Below are 18,600 nucleotides of genomic sequence, written 5' to 3'. Positions count from 1 at the left end.
GGGGCCGTGCCAGCGAACCGCGGCGACGCCGAGAACCGCTGGTGCGCGCGGCGCACCCCTGCCGGTCAGTCGGCGAGCCGTTGGCTCAGCCAGGCGGCGATATCGCGAATCTCCTCCGGCAGCACCTCGTGCGCCATCGGGTAGTCGCGCCATTGCACCGGCACCCCGCAGGCGTGCAGACGGTCGAACGCGGCGCGGCCCATGTCGGGCGTCACCACGTCGTCGAATCTGCCATGCAAACACAGCACCGGCAGTTGTCTTTTTGTATCCGTCAGCGGCATGTCGTCGCTGAAGGTCGGCGCGTAGGTCGAGAGTGCCAATACCCCGCCCAGGGTGTGCGGGTAACGCAGAAAGGCGGTATGCAGCACCACCGCGCCGCCCTGGGAGAAACCGGCGAGGACGATGCGCGCCGGTTCGATGCCGCTGGCGCGCTCGGCCTCGATCAACTCGATCACCTGCTGCGCCGACTGCTCCAGCTGCGCCTGGTCGATGGCGCGCGCCGGGCTCATGGCGAGGATGTCGTACCAGCTCGGCATGCTCCAGCCGCCGTTGATGGTGACGGGGCGGGTCGGCGCCTGCGGCAGGACGAAGCGGGTGCTGGGCAACTGTTCCTGCAGGGTTTCGGCTACCGGGAGGAAGTCGTAGCGATCGGCGCCCAGGCCGTGCAGCCAGATCACGCTGGCATCGGCAGGTTGTGGGGGCTGCAGGATCATGGGTGCGGTCATTGGTAGCTCCGGTGTGGTGCGTGTGCTTCAAATTGGGGCGGCGCCCTTTTCGAGGCTTGGCTAATCTGTGAATAAGTTGTCGCACGGGTGCAACTTTTGCTCTTGACCAGTCCGTATGCTGCTTTTTGCAAGGCGCTGGTACGGGGCTTGCTATAGCTGACCCGGACTGACGACGCGTGTGGTAACGGTAACACTGTGCCATCGCCGCACGCTCAACAGGCAGGAATCTGCTGTGTGGGGTTCCTTACCAGTTCGTCGGCGCGAACCTTCGCGCCGGCGGATGACGATCCGTCTCTGGCCCGTTCGACCAATGGGCAGGGCGAGGGCAGTTGGCCAGCAGAGGGTAATGCCGACTAGACTCACGCCTGAGGTCCGATCTTCCCGTCGATACCGTTGCTGCCAGCGGATCGCGTGCCTCATAAGGGTGGGGAAGCAGGACCGAGACTCCAACACAACAAGAGCAACTGGAGGTTTTAATGAAGATGGTGAAATCCACCCTGGCTGTGCTGACCACCGCAGCCGTACTCGGTGTCAGCGGCTTCGCGCAGGCGGGCGCTACCCTGGATGCGGTACAGAAGAAGGGCTTCGTGCAGTGCGGGATCAGCGATGGTCTGCCGGGCTTCTCCTACGCCGACGAGAAAGGCAATTACCTGGGCCTGGACGTCGACGTCTGCCGCGCCGTAGCGGCTGCGGTGTTCGGCGATGCGACCAAGGTCAAGTACAGTCCGCTGACCGCCAAGGAGCGCTTCACCGCGCTGCAGTCCGGCGAAGTCGACATCCTCTCGCGCAACACCACCTGGACCAGCTCGCGCGACGCGGCCCTGGGCCTGAACTTCACCGGCACCAACTACTACGACGGTCAGGGCTTCCTGGTTAACAAGAAGCTGGGCGTATCCAGCGCCAAGGAACTGGACGGCGCCACCGTGTGCATCCAGGCCGGTACCACCACCGAGCTGAACCTCTCCGACTACTTCCGTGCCAACGGCATGAAGTACACCCCCATCACCTACGATACCTCCGACGAGAGCGCCAAGTCGGTCGAAGCCGGCCGTTGCGACGTGCTGACCTCCGACCAGTCGCAGCTGTACGCGCAGCGCATCAAGCTGGCCAACCCGGACGACTACGTGGTGCTGCCGGAAGTCATCTCCAAGGAACCGCTGGGCCCGGTGGTACGCCAGGGTGACGAGGAGTGGTTCGACATCGTGCGCTGGAGCCTGTTCGCCATGCTCAACGCCGAGGAACTGGGCGTGACTTCGGCCAACGTCGAAGAAATGGCCAAGTCCACCAAGAACCCCGACGTCGCCCGTCTGCTCGGCGCCGAAGGCGAGTTCGGCAAGGATCTGAAGCTGCCGAAGGACTGGGCGGTGCAGATCGTCAAGCAAGTGGGTAACTACGGCGAGAGCTTCGACCGCAACGTCGGTGCCGGCAGCGAGCTGAAGATCGAGCGTGGCCTCAATGCCCTGTGGAACAAAGGTGGTCTGCAGTACGCACCGCCGGTGCGTTGATCGTCTGTACCGGTGCGCCAGCTCGGCGCGCCGGTTGTTCCTGATGACGTGAACCCCATGCCCGCGCCCGCGGGCATGGGGCTTCCAAGAGGGCTGTTATGCAAACTACTGCTAATGTCCCGCGCCCGCGAGGATCGGTCTGGACCGACCCCCAGGTGCGCGCGTGGCTATTCCAGATCATCGCCGTGGTCGCCGTCGTGGCGCTCGGCTGGTTCCTGTTCCAGAACACCCAGGCCAACCTCGAGAAGCGCGGGATCATTTCCGGCTTCAGTTTCCTGGGTAACAGTGCCGGATTCGGCATTGCCCAACACCTGATCGACTACAGCGAGAGCGATACCTACGGACGGGTGTTCGTCATCGGCCTGCTCAACACCTTGCTGGTGTCGGTGATCGGCATCGTCCTGGCCACCATCCTCGGCTTCATCCTCGGGGTGGCGCGGCTGTCGCCGAACTGGCTGATCAGCAAGCTGGCCACCGTCTATATCGAGATCTTCCGCAACATCCCGCCGCTGCTGCAGATTCTCTTCTGGTACTTCGCGGTGTTCCTCACCCTGCCGGGGCCCCGGCAGAGCCTGGAGATCGGCGAGACCTTCTTCCTCAACAGCCGCGGCCTGTACCTGCCGGCGCCGAGCCCGTCGGAGAGCTTCGGCCTGTTCGTCGGCGTGCTGCTGGCGACCATCGTCGCCATCGTGGTGATGGGGCGCTGGGCCAAGGCGCGCCGCGAGGCCACCGGCAAGGTGTTTCACGCCTTCTGGGCGTCGCTGGCGATGATCGTGGTGATCCCCGGCCTGGCCGTGCTGATCGGCGGCAACCCGCTGCAGTGGAGCGTGCCGGAACTGACCGGTTTCAACTTCCGCGGCGGCTGGGTGATGATTCCCGAGCTGATGGCCCTGACCCTGGCGCTGACCATCTACACCGCGGCCTTCATCGCCGAGAACGTGCGCTCCGGGATCATGGCGGTGAGCCATGGCCAGACCGAGGCGGCGCGCTCGCTGGGCCTACGCCCGGCGGTCACCCTGCGCCTGGTGATCATCCCGCAGGCCCTGCGCGTGATCATCCCGCCGCTGACCAGCCAGTACCTCAACCTGGCGAAGAACTCCTCGCTGGCGGCCGGCATCGGCTACCCGGACATGGTCTCGCTGTTCGCCGGCACGGTGCTCAACCAGACCGGCCAGGCGATCGAGGTGATCGCCATCACCATGAGCGTGTACCTGGCGATCAGCATCAGCATTTCCCTGCTGATGAACTGGTACAACAAGCGCATTGCGCTGATCGAGCGGTAAGGAGCAGCCATGCAGACTCATACCTTCAAACCGGACCTGCCGCCGCCGCGCCTGAGCGTCGGCGCACTGGGTTGGCTCAAGGCCAACCTGTTCTCCAACTGGTTCAACAGCCTGTTGACCCTGTTCGCCCTCTATCTGATCTGGCTGATCGTGCCGCCGCTGCTGCAGTGGGCCTTCATCGACGCCACCTGGAGCGGCACCACCCGGGCCGACTGCACCGGCGGCGGCGCCTGCTGGGTGTTCATCCAGCAGCGCTTCGGCCAGTTCATGTACGGCTTCTACCCGAGCGAACTGCGTTGGCGGGTGGATACCACCCTGTGGCTGGCGATCATCGGCGCGGCGCCGCTGTTCGTGCCGCAGATGCCACGCAAGGCGCTGTACGGCCTGGCCTTCCTGGTGATCTACCCGATCATCGCCTGGTGCCTGCTGCACGGCGGCGTGTTCGGCCTCAGCCTGGTCTCCACGAGCCAGTGGGGCGGCCTGATGCTGACCCTGGTGATCGCCGCGGTCGGCATCACCGGCGCGCTGCCGCTGGGCATCCTGCTGGCGCTGGGACGGCGTTCGGACATGCCGGCGATCCGCGTCATCTGCGTGACTTTCATCGAGTTCTGGCGCGGCGTGCCGCTGATCACCGTGCTGTTCATGTCCTCGGTGATGCTGCCGCTGTTCCTGCCCGAAGGCATGCACTTCGACAAGCTGATGCGCGCGCTGATCGGGGTGATCCTGTTCCAGTCCGCCTATATCGCCGAGGTGGTACGCGGCGGCCTGCAGGCCATTCCCAAGGGCCAGTACGAGGCGGCCGCGGCCATGGGCCTGGGCTACTGGCGGATGATGGGCCTGGTGATCCTGCCGCAGGCGCTGAAGCTGGTGATCCCCGGCATCGTCAACACCTTTATCGCGCTGTTCAAGGACACCAGCCTGGTGATCATCATCGGCCTGTTCGACCTGCTCAACAGCATCAAGCAGGCGACCACCGACCCGGCCTGGCTGGGCATGGCCACCGAGGGCTATGTGTTCGCCGCGCTGATCTTCTGGATTTTCTGTTTCGGCATGTCCCGCTACTCCCAGCATCTGGAGAGAAAGCTGGATACCGGCCACAAGCGTTAGGAGTGAGTTATGAGTGAAGCCATCAAGAAGTCGTCCAGCGCCGAGCCGATGATCCTCATGCAGGCGGTGCACAAGTGGTACGGCCAGTTCCACGTGCTCAAGGACATCAACCTCAGCGTGCAGCAGGGCGAGCGCATCGTCCTCTGCGGCCCGTCCGGCTCGGGCAAGTCCACCACCATCCGTTGCCTCAACCGCCTGGAGGAACACCAGCAGGGGCGCATCGTGGTCGACGGCACCGAGCTGACCAGCGACCTCAAGCACATCGAGGCGATCCGCCGCGAAGTGGGCATGGTGTTCCAGCACTTCAACCTGTTCCCGCACCTGACCGTGCTGCAGAACTGCACCCTGGCGCCGATGTGGGTACGCAAGATGCCCAAGCGCCAGGCCGAGGAAGTCGCCATGCACTTTCTCGAGCGCGTGCGTATCCCCGAACAGGCACACAAGTACCCGGGTCAGCTCTCCGGCGGCCAGCAGCAGCGCGTGGCGATCGCCCGCGCGCTGTGCATGAAGCCGAAGATCATGCTGTTCGACGAGCCGACCTCGGCGCTCGACCCGGAGATGGTCAAGGAAGTGCTCGACACCATGATCGGCCTGGCCGAGGACGGCATGACCATGCTCTGCGTGACCCACGAAATGGGCTTCGCCCGCACCGTGGCGAACCGGGTGATCTTCATGGACAAGGGCGAGATCGTCGAAGAGGCCGAGCCCAACACCTTCTTCACCAACCCGCAGAACGAGCGCACCAAGCTGTTCCTCAGCCAGATCCTGCACTGAGGCGGTTGCGCTGTGAACAGGGGGAGTCTTCGGGCTCCCTTTTTCATGGGGTCTAGGGGCGCCGCGCGCACCGCAGGCCCAAACCCTCCGTTCGCTGTGCGCATGGCCTAGACGGCCCCGCGACACCCTACAGGCCTGTAGCCCTGGAGCGCTTATGAACCACCCCAATGCCGAACTGATCCAGCGTTTCTATACGGCCTTCCAGCGCCTGGATGCCGAGGCCATGGCGGCCTGCTATGCCGCGGACATTCATTTCTCCGACCCGGTGTTCACCGACCTGCGTGGCGCCGCGGCCGGCGATATGTGGCGCATGCTGTGCAGCCGCGCCGAAGGCTTTTCGCTGACCTTCGATGCGGTGCAGGCCGACGACCGCCAGGGCAGCGCCCACTGGGTCGCCAGCTACCGCTTCAGCGCCACCGGGCGCCAGGTGGTCAACCGCATCCAGGCGCAGTTTCGCTTCGAGGGCGGACTGATAGTCGAGCACCGCGACCAGTTCGACCTGTGGCGCTGGGCCGGCCAGGCGCTCGGCGCCAAGGGCCTGCTGCTGGGCTGGGCGCCACCGGTGCAGGGGGCCATCCGCCGGCAGGCGGCCAAGGGCCTGGCGCAGTTTCGTCAGGGGCGCCAGGAGGCGGCCGGCTGAGGCGCGCGGCTGAACGCAGTGGTAGGCTTGCCGGTCATAGCCTTCAATTAGGGATGCAGGCGCCTGTTGCCGCACCCAGCCACCCTCAGCCGAGATCCTGCCGTGACCGAATTGCTCGTAGCCGTGAAACAGGCCAAGGCCTGGGGCGTCCATGCCGTCACCGCCAGCGGGGTGATACTCGCCTTGCTGGCCCTGCTCGCCGTGCTCGACAGCCAGCCCAAGCAGTGCCTGCTGTGGCTCGGCCTGGCGCTGCTGGTCGATGGCCTGGACGGCTCGCTGGCGCGGCGCTACGACGTCAAGGGTGTGCTGCCGCACTTCGACGGCTCGACCCTGGACCTGGTGATCGACTACCTCACCTACGTGTTCATCCCGGCGATCTTCCTCTACCGCTTTATCCCGCTGCCCGATTTCACCGCGCTGTTCGCCGTGGGCCTGATCCTGGTGTCCTCGCTGTTCTGCTTCTGCAACCTCAACATGAAGAGCCAGGACAACTACTTCGTCGGCTTCCCGGCGGCGTGGAACGTGGTGGTGTTGTACTTCTACCTCCTCGACTTCCACCCCTGGCTGGCGCTCGGCACCATCGTCCTGCTGGCCGGCCTGACGCTGACCAAGATGAAGTTCCTGCATCCGTTTCGGGTGCGCCAGTTCATGCCGCTGAACATCGCCGTCACCAGCCTGTGGATGCTGGCTAGCGCGCTGCTGATCCTGCAGTACCCGCTCAACCAGCCCTGGCTGCTGGCCATCTGGCTGCTGGCGAGCGCCTATTTCGTCGGCGTCTGCCTGTGGCGCAGCGCGCGGGAATGGTGGCCTCGGCGCGGATGAACGCAGCGCTCGACAAAGCCTGGTTCGTCTACCTGGTACGCGCCGCCAACGGCGCGCTGTACTGCGGCATCAGCGACGACCCGCAACGACGTTTCGCCCAGCACCAGGCGGGCAAGGGCGCGCGCTTCTTCCATACCAGCCCGGCGCAGGCGCTGGCCTACGTCGAGGCCTGCGCCGGCAAGGGCGAGGCGCTGCGCCGCGAGCGGGCGATCAAGCGCCTGCCCAAGCGCGCCAAGGAAGCGCTGATTGCCGCCGGTGATGCCCCCTCATTCGCCTGAGGCGGTGGGCGCGGTCGGACCGGGCGGTTAAGCTGGGCCTTTCGACCCCGACGCGGAGTGCGCCATGCACGAGTTGATCCTGCACCATTACCCGACCTCGCTCTTTGCCGAGAAGGCCCGCCTGATGCTGGGCTTCAAGCAACTGTCCTGGCGTTCGGTGACGATTCCGCCACTGATGCCCAAGCCGGATCTGACCGCGCTGACCGGCGGCTACCGCAAGACCCCGGTGCTGCAGGTGGGGGCCGATATCTACTGCGACACTGCACTGATCGCCCGCCGCCTGGAGGCGGAGAAGGCCACCCCGGCGCTGCTGCCCGAAGGCCAGGAGTTCAACGTCAGCCTGCTGGCGCAATGGGCCGACTCGGTGCTGTTCCAGCACGCCGTGGCGCTGGTGTTCCAGCCCGAATCCATCGCCCTGCGCTTCGCCAAGCTGCCGCCGGAGTTCGTCAAGGCCTTCGTCGCCGACCGCAGCGCGCTGTTCTCCGGCGGCAGTGCCAGCCGCCTGCCGCTGGAGCAGGCCAAGCACCAGTGGCCGGTGCTGATGGGGCGCCTGCAGCAGCAGTTGCAGCGCGAGCCGGGTGACTTCCTGTTCGGCGAGCCGTCGCTGGCCGACTTCGCTGTGGCCCACTGCCTGTGGTTCCTGCGCGCCACTCCGGTGACCGCGCCGCTGGTCGACGACTACCCGGACGTCGCTGCCTGGCTCAGCCGTGTGCTGGGTTTCGGCCACGGTTCGCTGAGCGAGATGAGCGCCGAACAGGCCATCGCCGTGGCGCGCGAGGCGATCCCGGCGGCGCTGCCGGAGGAGGACTTCGTCGAGCCCAACGGCTTTGTCCGCGGCCAGCAGGTGAGCGTCGCCGCGGTGGATTACGGCGTCGATCCGGTGGCGGGCGAGCTGCTGTTCGCCGGGCGCGAGGAGCTGATCCTGCGCCGCGAGGACGCGCGGGCCGGCGTGCTGCACGTGCACTTCCCGCGGCTGGGCTTTCGCATCGAGGCGCGCTGAGCGCCTGCTTTCGGCAGCGCGGGGCGATTCAGCCGGCCGCTCAGTAGGCGGCGCGGATGGCGCGCTGGTCGTAGCCGTGGATGATCCGTCCGCGCATATCGATCAGCGGCACGCCGCGGCCGCCCAGGGCCTGGTGGCGCGCGCGGCCGGCGCTGTCCTTCTCGATATCCACCTCGCGGTAGGCGATGCCGTCCGCGGCGAACAGTTCGCGGGTCTTGGCGCAATAGCCGCACCAGCTGGTGGCATAGAGCACGACCTCGCCGCTGGCGTTGCCGGCCTGCGGCGGCTTGAGCCAGCGTTCGAGCCTGTCCCAGTTCTGCCACAGGGCCAGGGCGGCGAGGATCAGCAGGATTTTCTTCATTGGTGCGCGTCCTTGTGCGTGGTGGCGGCTTGCAGTTGTTCCAGGGTAAAGGGCGCCGGGCGATCCGGCCACTGCAGCTGCAATCTTTCCAGCTCGCGGGCCAGCAGGCTGGCCACCAGCAGGTCGCGCAGCCAGCGCTTGTGCGCCGGGATCAGGTACCAGGGTGCGGCGCCGCTGTGGCTGGCGGCGAGCAGCGCGCTCCAGCGCCGCTGGCGTTCGCCGAACTGCTGGTGCGACTGCAGGTCGCTGAGCTTGAGCTTCCAGCGTTTCGCCGGCTGCTCCAGGCGCTCGACCAGGCGGCGGTACTGTTCGGCCTGGTTGATCTGCAGGTAGCACTTGAGCACCACGATGCCCTGCGCCGCCAGGCCCTGCTCGAATTCCAGCGCCGCGGCCAGGCGCGCCGGCAGCTCGTCGTCGCCGCACAGGCCGTCCAGCGGGTCGCAGATCAGCGCCTCGTAATGACTGCGGTTGAATACGCCGAGCAGGCCGGGGGCTGGCAGGCGCTGGCGGTAGCGTTGCAGGAAGTGCTGGCCGCGCTCGGCCGCGTTCGGCGCCTGGAAGCTGTGCACGGCCAGGCCCTGCGGGTTGCAGGCGCTGAGCACGCGGCGGATCACGCCGTCCTTGCCGCTGCAGTCCGGGCCTTGCAGCACCAGCAGCAGGGCCTGGCGGCGGTTGGCCCAGAGGCGCGTCTGCTGCTCCTGCAGCCAGGGCTTGAGCCGTTCCAGGCGGGCCTTGGCCTCGGCCTTGTCGAGGCCGAAGGTGCGCGCCGGATCGCCCGCCAGCGGCGCCCGCACGTCGCACAGGCAGGCGTCGAGCAGGGCGTTGGGCAGGCGCTGGCTCATGGGCGGGTTCCTTCAGCGGGGTGGCCGGCAGGCCGGGCACAGCATGGCCGCGCCGTTCAGGCGCAGGCGCGGCAACTGGGCGGCGAGCAGCTGGAAATGTGCCAGGCGTTCGTAGCACAGCACCAACTCGCCGGCGTCTCGACTGTACCAGGCATCCGCGGCGCCGCAATTGACCACGCGCAGGATCAGGTCGCGCGGCAGGCGATAAACGGCGCTGGCGCGGGCGGCGATGGCCTCCACCTCGCCGCTGTCCTGCAGCAGCGCGAGCAGGCGTGCGCCGTTGGCGATGCGCTGTGCGGGCGCATCGAAGATCACCCGGATGCGATGGCCGTGCGGCTCGCCCGGCCTGCGCCCGTGCTGGCGCTTGACCCAGGCCAGGGCCCGGCTGACCTGCTGGTATTCCTGGTCGCAATAGAGCGCCCGCTCCATCGGCAGGCCGGTGACCTTGGGTACCCACTCCAGGCGATCCGGGTCGCTGCCGTAGATCAGGCAGGCCAGGTTGTAGAAGCGCTGCGCGTCCAGGCCGTGACTGGCCCAGGCGTGCACCTCCTCGTAGTCGGGCTTGGGGCGTTGCCATTCCAGGCGCCAGTAGTCGGCGATGTCCAGCAGGCGGGCATAGAAGCCGGCGTCGCGCTGCCGGTCGGCGCTGAGGAACAGGCTGAGGAAGCCCAGCTGGTCGGCGGCGTCCTCCTCGCGCCCGAGTACCGGCAGATCCAGCTCGGCGATCAGCAGGTGGCCCATCTCGTGGAGCAGGGTGAACTCGGCGTTGGCACTGATGAAGCGCTCTTCGTCGCTGAGCAGCGCCTCGATCGGCGGCTCCTCGGAGGCGTCGGCCGCCAGCAGGACGAGGCCCAGCAGGGCGGCGGCGCAGTGGCGGCGCAAGGCAGGGGACGAGGGCATAGGCGCACCTCGCGGCGTGTTCTTGCAGTCTAGCCCAGTCGGGGCGCGCGTCAGTCCTGGCGGCGCTTGAGCTGATCCTTCAGCTGGGTTGGCAACTGGCGGATGATCAGCATGTCGCGGCCCTCGTCGTACTCGACCTTCGAGCCCAGCAGGTGCGCCTCGAAGCTGATCGACAGGCCCTCGGCGCGGCCGGTGAAGCGCTGGAACTGGCTCAAGGTGCGCTTGTCCGCCGGAAATTCCGGGGCCATGCCGTAATCCTTGTTGCGGATATGCTCGTAGAAGGCGCGTGGGCGCTCTTCGTCGATCAGTCCGGAGAGCTCGTCGAGGGTGATCGGCTCGCCCATCTTGGCCTGGCTGGTGGCGTAGCCGACCAGGGTCTTGGTCTTCTCGCGCGCCTGCTCCTCCGGCAGATCCTCGCTTTCCACGAAGTCGCTGAAGGCCTTGAGCAGGGTACGGGTCTCGCCCGGGCCGTCGACGCCTTCCTGGCAGCCGATGAAGTCGCGGAAGTAGTCGGAGACCTTCTTGCCGTTCTTGCCCTTGATAAAGGAGATGTACTGCTTGGACTGCTTGTTGTTCTGCCACTCGCTGATGTTGATGCGCGCGGCCAGGTGCAACTGGCCCAGGTCCAGGTGCTTGGCCGGGGTCACGTCCAGCGCCTCGGTCACCGCCACGCCTTCGCTGTGGTGCAGCAGGGCGATGGCCAGGTAGTCGGTCATGCCCTGCTGGTAGTGCGCCAGCAGCACGTGGCCGCCGGTGGACAGGTTGGATTCCTCCATCAGCTTCTGCAGCTGTTCCACGGCCTGGCGGCTGAAGGCAGTGAAATCCTGCTCGCCATCCAGATAGCTCTTCAGCCAGCCGCTGAAGGGGTAGGCGCCGGACTCCTCGTGGAACAGGCCCCAGGCCTTGCCCTGCTTGGCGTTGTAGCTCTCGTTGAGGTCGGCCAGCAGGTTCTCCATGGCCGGCGAGGCGCTCAGCTCGCTGTCGCGGGCGTGCAGCACGGCAGGGCTGCCATCGGGTTTCTTGTCGATCAGGTGGACGATGCAGTGGCGGATCGGCATGGCGGTTCGGTCTTTGGCGGGTTCGCGATGGGAGTAACGCCGCAGGGGAGCAAGAAGGGCTCGCGCATCGGCAGCGTTGCGGCATGCGCAGAGTCTACCCGACATCGCTGCCGACTCCATGCCCGGGATGCCGCTGGACACAGGGTGCGAAGGGAGATTGCTGGCTATTTGCCGCTATCTGCAGTGATAGTGCTCTATTTTCTGGAAAAAAATGCGATTTCCGATTCGCGCGATGGCGCTTCCCGGTCTAGCGTCTGTGACGTCCACACGACGCAGTAAAGGGACGCACCGCGGCGGCGCCACAAGCGTCGCCACCTTTCTCGATCTCCAAATATGGATTGGAGGAACACATGCGCAACAAGATCAACAATCGCCGTGTACTGGGCGCCGCCTTGCTGGCGGCACTTTCCGGGCAGGCCGTGGCGGCCAAGGCGCCGGATCTCACCGAGTTGTTCGATCAGTTCTGGAGCCCGACGCGGCTCGGCCCGGCCGAGTGCCGCTCCGGGGTGCTGAGCGCCACGCCGCTGCTGCTGCCGCGCTGCATGCAGGCGGCCAACAGCCTGATCCACATGCAGATGCTCAACGATATCGCCCAGGCCAACGGCGGCAACCGTGCGGCGGGGCTGCCCGGTTATCAGGGCTCGCTCGATTACGTGCAGGCCACCCTGGAGAGCGCCGGCTATGCCGTCAGCCGCCAGGCCTTCCCGTTCAGCGCCTTCTACCCGCAAGGCCCTGGCGTGCTGCAGAGTCTGGCGCCGACGCCGGCGCAGTACGAATGGGAGGTGGACTTCACCTACCTGTCGCAGACCGAGGCCGGCGACGTCGCCGCGCCGGTGGTGGCGGTGGATATCGCCCTGGGCGAGGGCAACCTGTCCACCAGCGGCTGCGAGGCCGAGGACTTCGCCGCGTTCCCCGCCGGCGCCATCGCCCTGCTGCAGCGCGGGGCCTGCAACTTCCAGATCAAGGCCGAGCACGCCGCCGACGCCGGTGCGGTTGGGGTGGTCATCTTCAACCAGGGCGACAGCGAGGATCGCAAGGGGCTGCTCAACGCCACCCTGGGCGACGGCTATGCCGGCGGCATTCCGGTGCTGTTCACCACCTACGACCTGGGCGTGAGCCTGGCGCAGACCGCCGAGCTGCGGCTGCGCATGGTCGCCGACGTGGTACGCGAGCGCACCGAGACCCACAACCTGATCGCCGAGAGCAAACGCGGCAATCCGGACAACGTGGTGATGGCCGGCGCGCACCTGGACTCGGTGTTCGAGGGCGCCGGGATCAACGACAACGGTTCGGGCAGCGCCGCGCTGCTGGAGCTGGCCGTGCAGATGGCCAAGGCCAAGCCGCAGAACAAGCTGCGTTTCGCCTGGTGGGGCGCCGAGGAGTCGGGGCTGGTGGGGTCGACCTACTACGTCAACCAGCTGGCCGACGAGGAGAAGGCGAAGATCAAGGCCTACCTGAACTTCGACATGATCGCCTCGCCGAACTTCGCCTACTTCATCTACGACGGCGACGGCTCCGACTTCGGCCTGCAGGGGCCGCCCGGCTCGGCCGCGATCGAGCGGCTGTTCGGCGAGTACTACCGCCTGCGCGGTCTGCCGTTCGAAGGCGACGAGATCAGCTTCCGCTCCGACTACGCGCAGTTCTTCCTCGACGGCATCGCCTTCGGCGGGCTGTTCACCGGGGCCGAGGTGGTCAAGTCCGAAGAGCAGGCCAGTCGCTACGGTGGTACCGCCGGCATCGCCTTCGATCCCTGCTACCACGACGTCTGCGACGACCTGAACAACCTCGACCGGCGCGCCCTGGAGGTCAACGGCGATGCCATGGCCTTCGTCGCCAGCTGGCTGGCGCTGTCGACCAAGGTGGTGGACGACGAGATCGAGGCCAGCCGGGCCGAGCGCGGGCTGATGCGCAGCGCGCAAGCCTACGACATCACCCATTGGGGCAAGCACTGGGTCAAGTAGCGTCGTTCGCCGGTGCGCACGGCGCACCCTACGGCGTACAAGAAAAAGCCCGCGGTCGATTCGCGGGCTTTTTCGTTGCCCTGCGCTAGTCTCGATCCGCAGACGGCACCAGGGACGAGGGGGCATGTTGCGGGGCGTCTCGCCGGCGTTGCTGCAGCGCTCGCAAGCGCTCGATCACGTAGCGCAGGTGCATATGCAGCTCGTACAGCTCGTTGGAGTAGGACAGCGGCACCTCGACCGCCGCCAGTTCGTCCTCCAGCTGTTCCAGGCGTTCGATCTCGCTGTCCAGCTCGGCCGGCAAGGAGCCGGCGTGCAGCTTGCGGTCGATCTCGCGCAGGTGCTTGTACCAGCGGTAGATGCGCGCGCGGATGCGCCACTGGTAGATCGGCCCCACCGCCTTGACCAGCGGGATCATCACCACGATCAGCGGAATCAGCAGGATGATGTAGCGGTCGGCCAGCGAGGCGATGCGAAACGGCAGGTAGCGCTGCAGGATCGGCAGGCCCTTGGCGTAGTAGTGCTCGGCATCCTGGTGCAGCTCGAAGGTGCGCGGCTCGGCGCTGGGGAAGGCGCCGGCGGCGTCGAGCAGGGTGCCGTTCTTCATCACCTCGCGGCTGGCGGCGAGAAACAGCGGCACCAGGCCGGGGTTGAACTCCTCGTTGACCACCAGGGTGGCCACCGGGGCGAGGGTGACGATGTCGCGATCCGGCGCGTTGCTGGCCAGGTCGAGCAGGCCCTCGCCGACCGTGACGCGGTTGAAGAAGGGCAGGCGCGCCTCGTAGGCGGCGGCGCGGCGAAAGTGCGCCAGGGCGATGTCGGGGCTGGCCGCCAGCTGCTGCACCAGGGCGTTCTCCGCCGGGCCGACGAAGAACGCCGCGTCCAGCTCGCCGGCCAGCAGCGCGCGGGCCGCCTTGCCGCCGCCGAGGCTGTGCCAGGTTGCGGGGTATTGCTCTGGGGCGATGGCGTTGGCGCCGAGAATGGCGTCGCTGGCGGCGCGGGTGCCGCTGCCTTCGCCGCCGAGGCCGAGGCGCAGCGGCAGCAGGTCGGCGATGCGGTCGAGGCTGGCCTCGCGCCGATAGAACAGCCACAGCGGTTCCTGGTAGATCGCCCCCAGGCTCTCCAGCCGTTGCTGCTCGGCCGGCGCGAGCTGGCGTTCCAGGCCGCTCTGCACCAGGGCGATCTGCACCTGGGGGGCGTCGGCCAGCAACTGCTGCAGGTTGTCGCGCGAGCCGGAGGTGGGCACCAGGTGCAGCTCGAAGCCTTCCTTGGCCAGTTCCTCCTTGAGCCGCTCGGCGAACTGCTGGTAGGCACCGCCCTGGGTGCCGGTGGCCATGCTGGCGCTCATCGGCGGCGGCGGGGCGACGAACTGGAACAGCGCCCAGACCAGTGCGGCCACCACCGGCACTATCCACAGGTTGGCCAGGATCATGATCTTCAGGTCGTTCAGCACGCGGCGCATGGGGCATCCTTGGGGGTGAAAGTCGCGAAGCGACGCCTTCCTGGTGTCCTTCTCCCGCAGGAGAAGCTGGCGCGCAGCGCCGGATAAGGGCAGGCGGGTTCGCTGCAAGGATAGAACCCCAAGCGCCCTGTGGTCACGCCATAGGGTGTCGCGGTGTACGCAACGCAAACATCGCCTATCGACCCCCTGTGCCCATGGCGCCCCCTACGCCAGGGACCTGCGCGTCGCACGCAATTGATCGAGCAGCAGCAACAGGCCGAGCAGGACCAGGGCGTACAGCGCGTCGCCGCCGAGCATCGCCAGTACCGCGGCGCACAGCAGCGTGGCCAGCCCGGCCAGCCAGCGCCACACCCCGCGCAGCAGCACCGCGCCGGCGGCCATGCTGAACAGGTAGATCAGCACGAAGTTGCCGTTGGCGTAGCGGATCAGGTCGTCCACCGACAGCTCGAGCACGGCGGCCAGCAGCGCGCACAGGGCGCAACTGGCGACCACCAGCAGCAGCGCGCGAGCCGGCACGCCCCGGCCGTTGCGCCGGGCCAGCGGCGCCGGCAGCTTGCCCTCGTCGGCCAGGCTCCAGATCAGCCGGGCGAAACCCTGGATATACACGTTCATCGAGGCGAAGCAGGCCAGGTAGCCGACCAGCGCCACCAGCACGCGGGCACGCTCGCCCAGCAGCAGCTCGAACAGCCGCGGCAGGGCGGTGGTGTCGCTGTGCACGTCGCCATGGGTGGCGAAGCTCAGCACCGCCACCGAACAGGCCCAGTACACCAGGCCGGCGAGCAGCACGCCGAGCAGCAGGGCCAGGGGGAAGTCGCGCTCGGGGCGCTTGAACTCCTCGCCCAGGTGGGTGAAGGCCTCGATGCCGACGAAGCACCAGAACATCACCCCCAGCGCCGCCGGCAGCAGCTGCCACTGGCCGCTCAGCGGCGGCAGCAGCGGCTGGCTGGCGCGCGGCAGGTCGCCGACCCACCAGATCAGCGCCACGCTGGCGACAATCGCCACCGCGATCAGCCCCTGCAGCACGCCCGAGGCCTTGGCCGGGCGCTGGCCGAGCAGCAGGATGGCGCCGAGGGTGGCCAGCTGGATCGCCAGCAGCCCGGCGCTGGAGAGGTCGAACAGGGCCAGCCAGAAACCGCTGGCGATATGCAGTGCGGCGGGCAGGCCGACCGGCAGCACGGCGAGAAACAGCAGCGCGCTGACCCCTTCCAGGCGCTGGCCGAAGGCGCGGCCGATCAGGTGCGGCGCGCCGCCGGCATGGGGGAAGCGCTTGCCCAGCTGGGCGAAGGTGAAGGCCACCGGCAGCACCAGGGCGATCAGCACCAGCCAGGCCCACAGCGAGGCCTGCCCGGCGGCGGTGGCGGCCAGCGCCGGCACCACGAAGATGCCGGTGCCGAGCAGCGAGGTGCTGAGCAGGGCGATGCCCTGCAGCAGGCCCAGTTCCTTGTTCAGTCGACTCATGGGGTATGCTCGTGTCCTTGCGCAGAATCCCGCCATGGTAAGCCGGCGCTCCCGTGCAGGGCGTCGGCTTTTGCCGTCGAAACGGCGGTTCTGTCCCGAACCTTTTCACGATCTCGCGAGCTAGAGCCATGCAAGGCAAAAACAGGCGAGGACGCGGAGTTTACGAGCTGTAAATGAGCAGTCCGAGCCTGTTTTTAACGCAGCAGGGCCGACGCGCAGCAGATCGTGGAGAGGTTCTAAATCCGCTTGTTGCCTGAGACTCCCCGTGGACAAGTTCGACCGCCAGATCCTCGCCCTGCTGCGCCGCGATGCGCGCACCCCCGTCAGCCAGATCGCCCGCGAGGTGAGTCTCTCGCGTTCGGCGGTCAGCGAGCGCATCCGCCAGCTGGAAGGCGGCGGGGTGATCCGCGGCTACCACGCCCAGGTCGCCGAGCCGGGGGCGGACGCGGTCAAGGCCTTCTTCGAGCTGTTCTACAAGGACGGCCGCTGCCAGGACTACGTCGAGCGCATGCGCCTGTACCCGGAAATTCGCCGCTGCTGTGGCATCAGCGGCGAGACCGACATGCTGGTGTACGTCGAGGCGGCCAGCATGACGCGCCTGAGCGAGATCCGCGACGCCCTCGAGGCCTTCCCGCAGATGCAGCGGGTCAAGACCCATATGGTGGTGCAGGAGTGGCCGCTGTGAGCCTGCGCCTGCTGCACAGCTCCGACTGGCACCTGGGCCAGCACTTCATGGGCAAGACCCGCCAGGCCGAGCACCAGGCATTCTGCGCCTGGCTGCTGGAACAGGTGCGGGCGCACGCGGTGGACGTGCTGCTGATCGCCGGCGACGTGTTCGACACCGGCGCGCCGCCCAGCTATGCGCGCGAGCAGTACAACCGCCTGGTGGTCGAGTTGCGCGACGCCGGCTGCGCGCTGATCGTGCTCGGCGGCAACCACGACTCGCCGGCCATGCTCGGCGAGAGCAGAACCCTGCTGGCCCAGCTCGGCGCGCGGGTGGTCCCCGGCGTCGGCCTCGATCCCGCCGAACAGGTGCTGGTGCTGCACGACCGCGTCGGCGCGCCGGGCGCCATCCTCTGCGCCATTCCCTTTATCCGCCCGCGCGAGGTGCTGGCCAGCCAGGCCGGGCAGAGCGCGCAGGACAAGCAGCAGTCGCTGCAGCAGGCCATCGCCGAGCACTACCAGACGCTGTTCGCCCTGGCCGAGGCCCGCCGCGCCGAACTGGGCCTGGCCCTGCCGATCATTGCCAGCGGCCACCTCACCACGGTCGGCGCCAGCGCCAGCGAGTCGGTGCGCGAAATCTACGTCGGCAGCCTGGAGGCCTTTCCCACCAGCGCCTTCCCGCCGGCCGACTATATCGCCCTGGGCCATATCCACCGGCCGCAGAAGGTCGCCGGCCTGGAGCAGATCCGCTACTGCGGCTCGCCGATTGCGCTGTCCTTCGACGAGGCCAGGCAGCAGAAGGAAGTGCTGCTGGTCGAGTTCGGCGCCGGCGCTTTGCAGGCGGTCACGCCGCTGCCCGTACCCTGCTTCCAGCCCCTGGCCAGCCTGCGCGGCTCGCTCGCGGAACTAGCGGATGCCATCGCCGAACAGGCCGCCCAGGGCAGCGCCGAACGGCCGGTATGGCTGGAGGTGCAGGTGCGCGGCGACGACTACCTGAGCGACCTGCAGAGCCGCATCGCCGCGCTGTGCGAAGGGCTGCCGGTGGAAGTGCTGCGCATCCGCCGCGAACGCGGCAATGCCGCCGCCAGCCTGGCCAGCGAGGCGCGCGAGACGCTGGACGAACTGTCCGCCGCCGAGGTTTTCGACAGACGCCTGCAGCAGGAGCAACTGGGCGAGGAAGAGACGCAGCGCTTGCAGGGGCTTTATCGCCGGGTGCTGGACGAGTTGACGGGGGATTGAAGCCGGCCGCTCCAAGCGTCGTCGGGCATGACGGTCCAAGTACGACTACCCTGCAAGGCTCGGGGGCTCGCCAGCGATCCGCAGAATTTGGTCCATGCAGTTTGGCTCAGGGATGCTGCTCGCCGCCAACTCACCATGACCAGGTTATTCAAGGAGCGAAGCATGGCTTTAAATCCAAACATCAACGATGAGGGGGCGCCTACCGGTGGGCGTGGTCTCGAGGACATCAGTATCGAGCCGCGCTTGTTTCAAGAGGCGCAGGGGCTTATCGACTCGATTGACGACACTTCCAAGATCTTTAGAAATCGGACGAGGAACTCGCAGTACGAGAGCGACAAATTGCACGTCGATGCGGTGCCGATTGGTAACAGGACCTATCCCTACAAGATCGAGGTGCAACGAAAGAAGGGCTCGAAGAACACCGTTGCCGTCTGCATAGCTGCTGCTAGCGCATCCGCCGGCGATGTCAGGGCCGCACTGCATGCCAGCCTTGGCGATCACCATATATGGTCGGCCCAATAAGGA

The 18,600-nt window shown here is 67.2% G+C and carries 19 protein-coding genes; 12 read left to right on the top strand and 7 right to left on the bottom strand.

Features of this window, described 5'->3' with window-relative positions; all coding sequences use genetic code 11:
* Nucleotides 1-65: 65 nt before the first annotated feature.
* Nucleotides 66-725: an alpha/beta hydrolase gene (locus ACW9UL_RS18025; RefSeq protein WP_021445754.1), complete on the bottom strand. Its 660-nt coding sequence runs from the start codon at nt 723-725 to the stop codon at nt 66-68.
* A 476-nt stretch (nt 726-1,201) separates the two neighbouring features.
* On the opposite strand from ACW9UL_RS18025, the gene ACW9UL_RS18020 reads away from it, so the two are divergent.
* From ACW9UL_RS18020 to ACW9UL_RS17985, 8 genes are all read left to right on the top strand, one after another.
* On the top strand, nt 1,202-2,230 hold the full coding sequence (locus tag ACW9UL_RS18020) for an amino acid ABC transporter substrate-binding protein (RefSeq protein ID WP_021445753.1): 1,029 nt from the start codon (nt 1,202-1,204) through the stop codon (nt 2,228-2,230).
* Between the two features lie 98 nt (nt 2,231-2,328).
* Nucleotides 2,329-3,513, top strand: coding sequence for an amino acid ABC transporter permease (locus tag ACW9UL_RS18015; RefSeq protein ID WP_031303767.1), 1,185 nt, complete (start codon nt 2,329-2,331; stop codon nt 3,511-3,513).
* A 9-nt stretch (nt 3,514-3,522) separates the two neighbouring features.
* Nucleotides 3,523-4,620, top strand: coding sequence for an amino acid ABC transporter permease (locus ACW9UL_RS18010; RefSeq protein ID WP_457787850.1), 1,098 nt, complete (start codon nt 3,523-3,525; stop codon nt 4,618-4,620).
* 9 nt (nt 4,621-4,629) lie between these two features.
* Nucleotides 4,630-5,394, top strand: coding sequence for an amino acid ABC transporter ATP-binding protein (locus ACW9UL_RS18005; protein WP_021445750.1), 765 nt, complete (start codon nt 4,630-4,632; stop codon nt 5,392-5,394).
* 154 nt (nt 5,395-5,548) lie between these two features.
* Nucleotides 5,549-6,034: a nuclear transport factor 2 family protein gene (locus tag ACW9UL_RS18000; RefSeq protein WP_457787849.1), complete on the top strand. Its 486-nt coding sequence runs from the start codon at nt 5,549-5,551 to the stop codon at nt 6,032-6,034.
* 102 nt (nt 6,035-6,136) lie between these two features.
* Complete coding sequence (gene pcsA / locus ACW9UL_RS17995; RefSeq protein ID WP_397498579.1) at nt 6,137-6,856, top strand: phosphatidylcholine synthase; 720 nt, start codon at nt 6,137-6,139, stop codon at nt 6,854-6,856.
* Nucleotides 6,853-7,134 carry a GIY-YIG nuclease family protein gene (locus ACW9UL_RS17990; protein ID WP_031303765.1) on the top strand — a complete coding sequence of 94 codons (282 nt, stop codon included), beginning with the start codon at nt 6,853-6,855 and terminating at the stop codon, nt 7,132-7,134. Before pcsA ends, ACW9UL_RS17990 begins: the two co-directional genes overlap by 4 nt.
* A 64-nt stretch (nt 7,135-7,198) precedes the next feature.
* Entirely contained in the window at nt 7,199-8,134 is a 936-nt protein-coding gene (locus tag ACW9UL_RS17985; protein WP_457787848.1) for a glutathione S-transferase family protein, read from the top strand.
* Nucleotides 8,135-8,174: 40 nt separating this feature from the next.
* On the opposite strand, the gene ACW9UL_RS17980 is transcribed toward ACW9UL_RS17985, so the two are convergent.
* Genes ACW9UL_RS17980 through yejK form a run of 4 tightly spaced genes read right to left on the bottom strand, consistent with a single transcriptional unit; the run spans nt 8,175 to nt 11,295 of the window.
* Nucleotides 8,175-8,495 carry a glutaredoxin family protein gene (locus tag ACW9UL_RS17980; protein ID WP_397498577.1) on the bottom strand — a complete coding sequence of 107 codons (321 nt, stop codon included), beginning with the start codon at nt 8,493-8,495 and terminating at the stop codon, nt 8,175-8,177.
* Nucleotides 8,492-9,337, bottom strand: a complete 846-nt coding sequence (locus tag ACW9UL_RS17975) for a polyphosphate kinase 2 family protein (protein WP_457787847.1) — start codon at nt 9,335-9,337, stop codon at nt 8,492-8,494. The genes ACW9UL_RS17980 and ACW9UL_RS17975 overlap by 4 nt, the downstream gene beginning before the upstream one ends.
* A gap of 12 nt (nt 9,338-9,349) precedes the next feature.
* Nucleotides 9,350-10,237 (bottom strand): DUF4344 domain-containing metallopeptidase, encoded by an 888-nt coding sequence (locus ACW9UL_RS17970; protein WP_021445743.1) that lies wholly within the window; start codon nt 10,235-10,237, stop codon nt 9,350-9,352.
* Nucleotides 10,238-10,287: 50 nt separating this feature from the next.
* Nucleotides 10,288-11,295: a nucleoid-associated protein YejK gene (yejK, locus tag ACW9UL_RS17965; RefSeq protein WP_021445742.1), complete on the bottom strand. Its 1,008-nt coding sequence runs from the start codon at nt 11,293-11,295 to the stop codon at nt 10,288-10,290.
* A 350-nt stretch (nt 11,296-11,645) separates the two neighbouring features.
* Between yejK and ACW9UL_RS17960 the strand changes: the two genes are divergently transcribed.
* Complete coding sequence (locus ACW9UL_RS17960) at nt 11,646-13,256, top strand: M28 family metallopeptidase (RefSeq protein WP_457787846.1); 1,611 nt, start codon at nt 11,646-11,648, stop codon at nt 13,254-13,256.
* Between the two features lie 85 nt (nt 13,257-13,341).
* On the opposite strand, the gene ACW9UL_RS17955 is transcribed toward ACW9UL_RS17960, so the two are convergent.
* Both ACW9UL_RS17955 and yjeH read right to left on the bottom strand, forming a co-directional pair.
* Nucleotides 13,342-14,715 (bottom strand): TAXI family TRAP transporter solute-binding subunit, encoded by a 1,374-nt coding sequence (locus ACW9UL_RS17955; RefSeq protein ID WP_457787845.1) that lies wholly within the window; start codon nt 14,713-14,715, stop codon nt 13,342-13,344.
* Nucleotides 14,716-14,919: 204 nt separating this feature from the next.
* Nucleotides 14,920-16,173: an L-methionine/branched-chain amino acid transporter gene (gene yjeH / locus ACW9UL_RS17950; protein WP_457787844.1), complete on the bottom strand. Its 1,254-nt coding sequence runs from the start codon at nt 16,171-16,173 to the stop codon at nt 14,920-14,922.
* Nucleotides 16,174-16,438: 265 nt separating this feature from the next.
* Here yjeH and ACW9UL_RS17945 point away from each other — a divergent pair, with 265 nt between their 5' ends.
* The 3 genes from ACW9UL_RS17945 to ACW9UL_RS17935 all read left to right on the top strand — a co-directional run bounded on the left by ACW9UL_RS17945 (nt 16,439) and on the right by ACW9UL_RS17935 (nt 18,597).
* Nucleotides 16,439-16,858 carry an Lrp/AsnC family transcriptional regulator gene (locus ACW9UL_RS17945; RefSeq protein WP_457787843.1) on the top strand — a complete coding sequence of 140 codons (420 nt, stop codon included), beginning with the start codon at nt 16,439-16,441 and terminating at the stop codon, nt 16,856-16,858.
* A 2-nt stretch (nt 16,859-16,860) separates the two neighbouring features.
* Nucleotides 16,861-18,075, top strand: coding sequence for an exonuclease subunit SbcD (gene sbcD / locus ACW9UL_RS17940; protein WP_457790991.1), 1,215 nt, complete (start codon nt 16,861-16,863; stop codon nt 18,073-18,075).
* A gap of 162 nt (nt 18,076-18,237) precedes the next feature.
* Nucleotides 18,238-18,597 (top strand): hypothetical protein, encoded by a 360-nt coding sequence (locus ACW9UL_RS17935; RefSeq protein ID WP_457787842.1) that lies wholly within the window; start codon nt 18,238-18,240, stop codon nt 18,595-18,597.
* Nucleotides 18,598-18,600: the final 3 nt, after the last annotated feature.

Source organism: Pseudomonas sp. PL-6 (assembly GCF_054110165.1).
The sequence above is the reverse complement of the archived record's forward strand: the minus strand, read 5'-3'. Positions and strand labels throughout refer to the sequence as shown.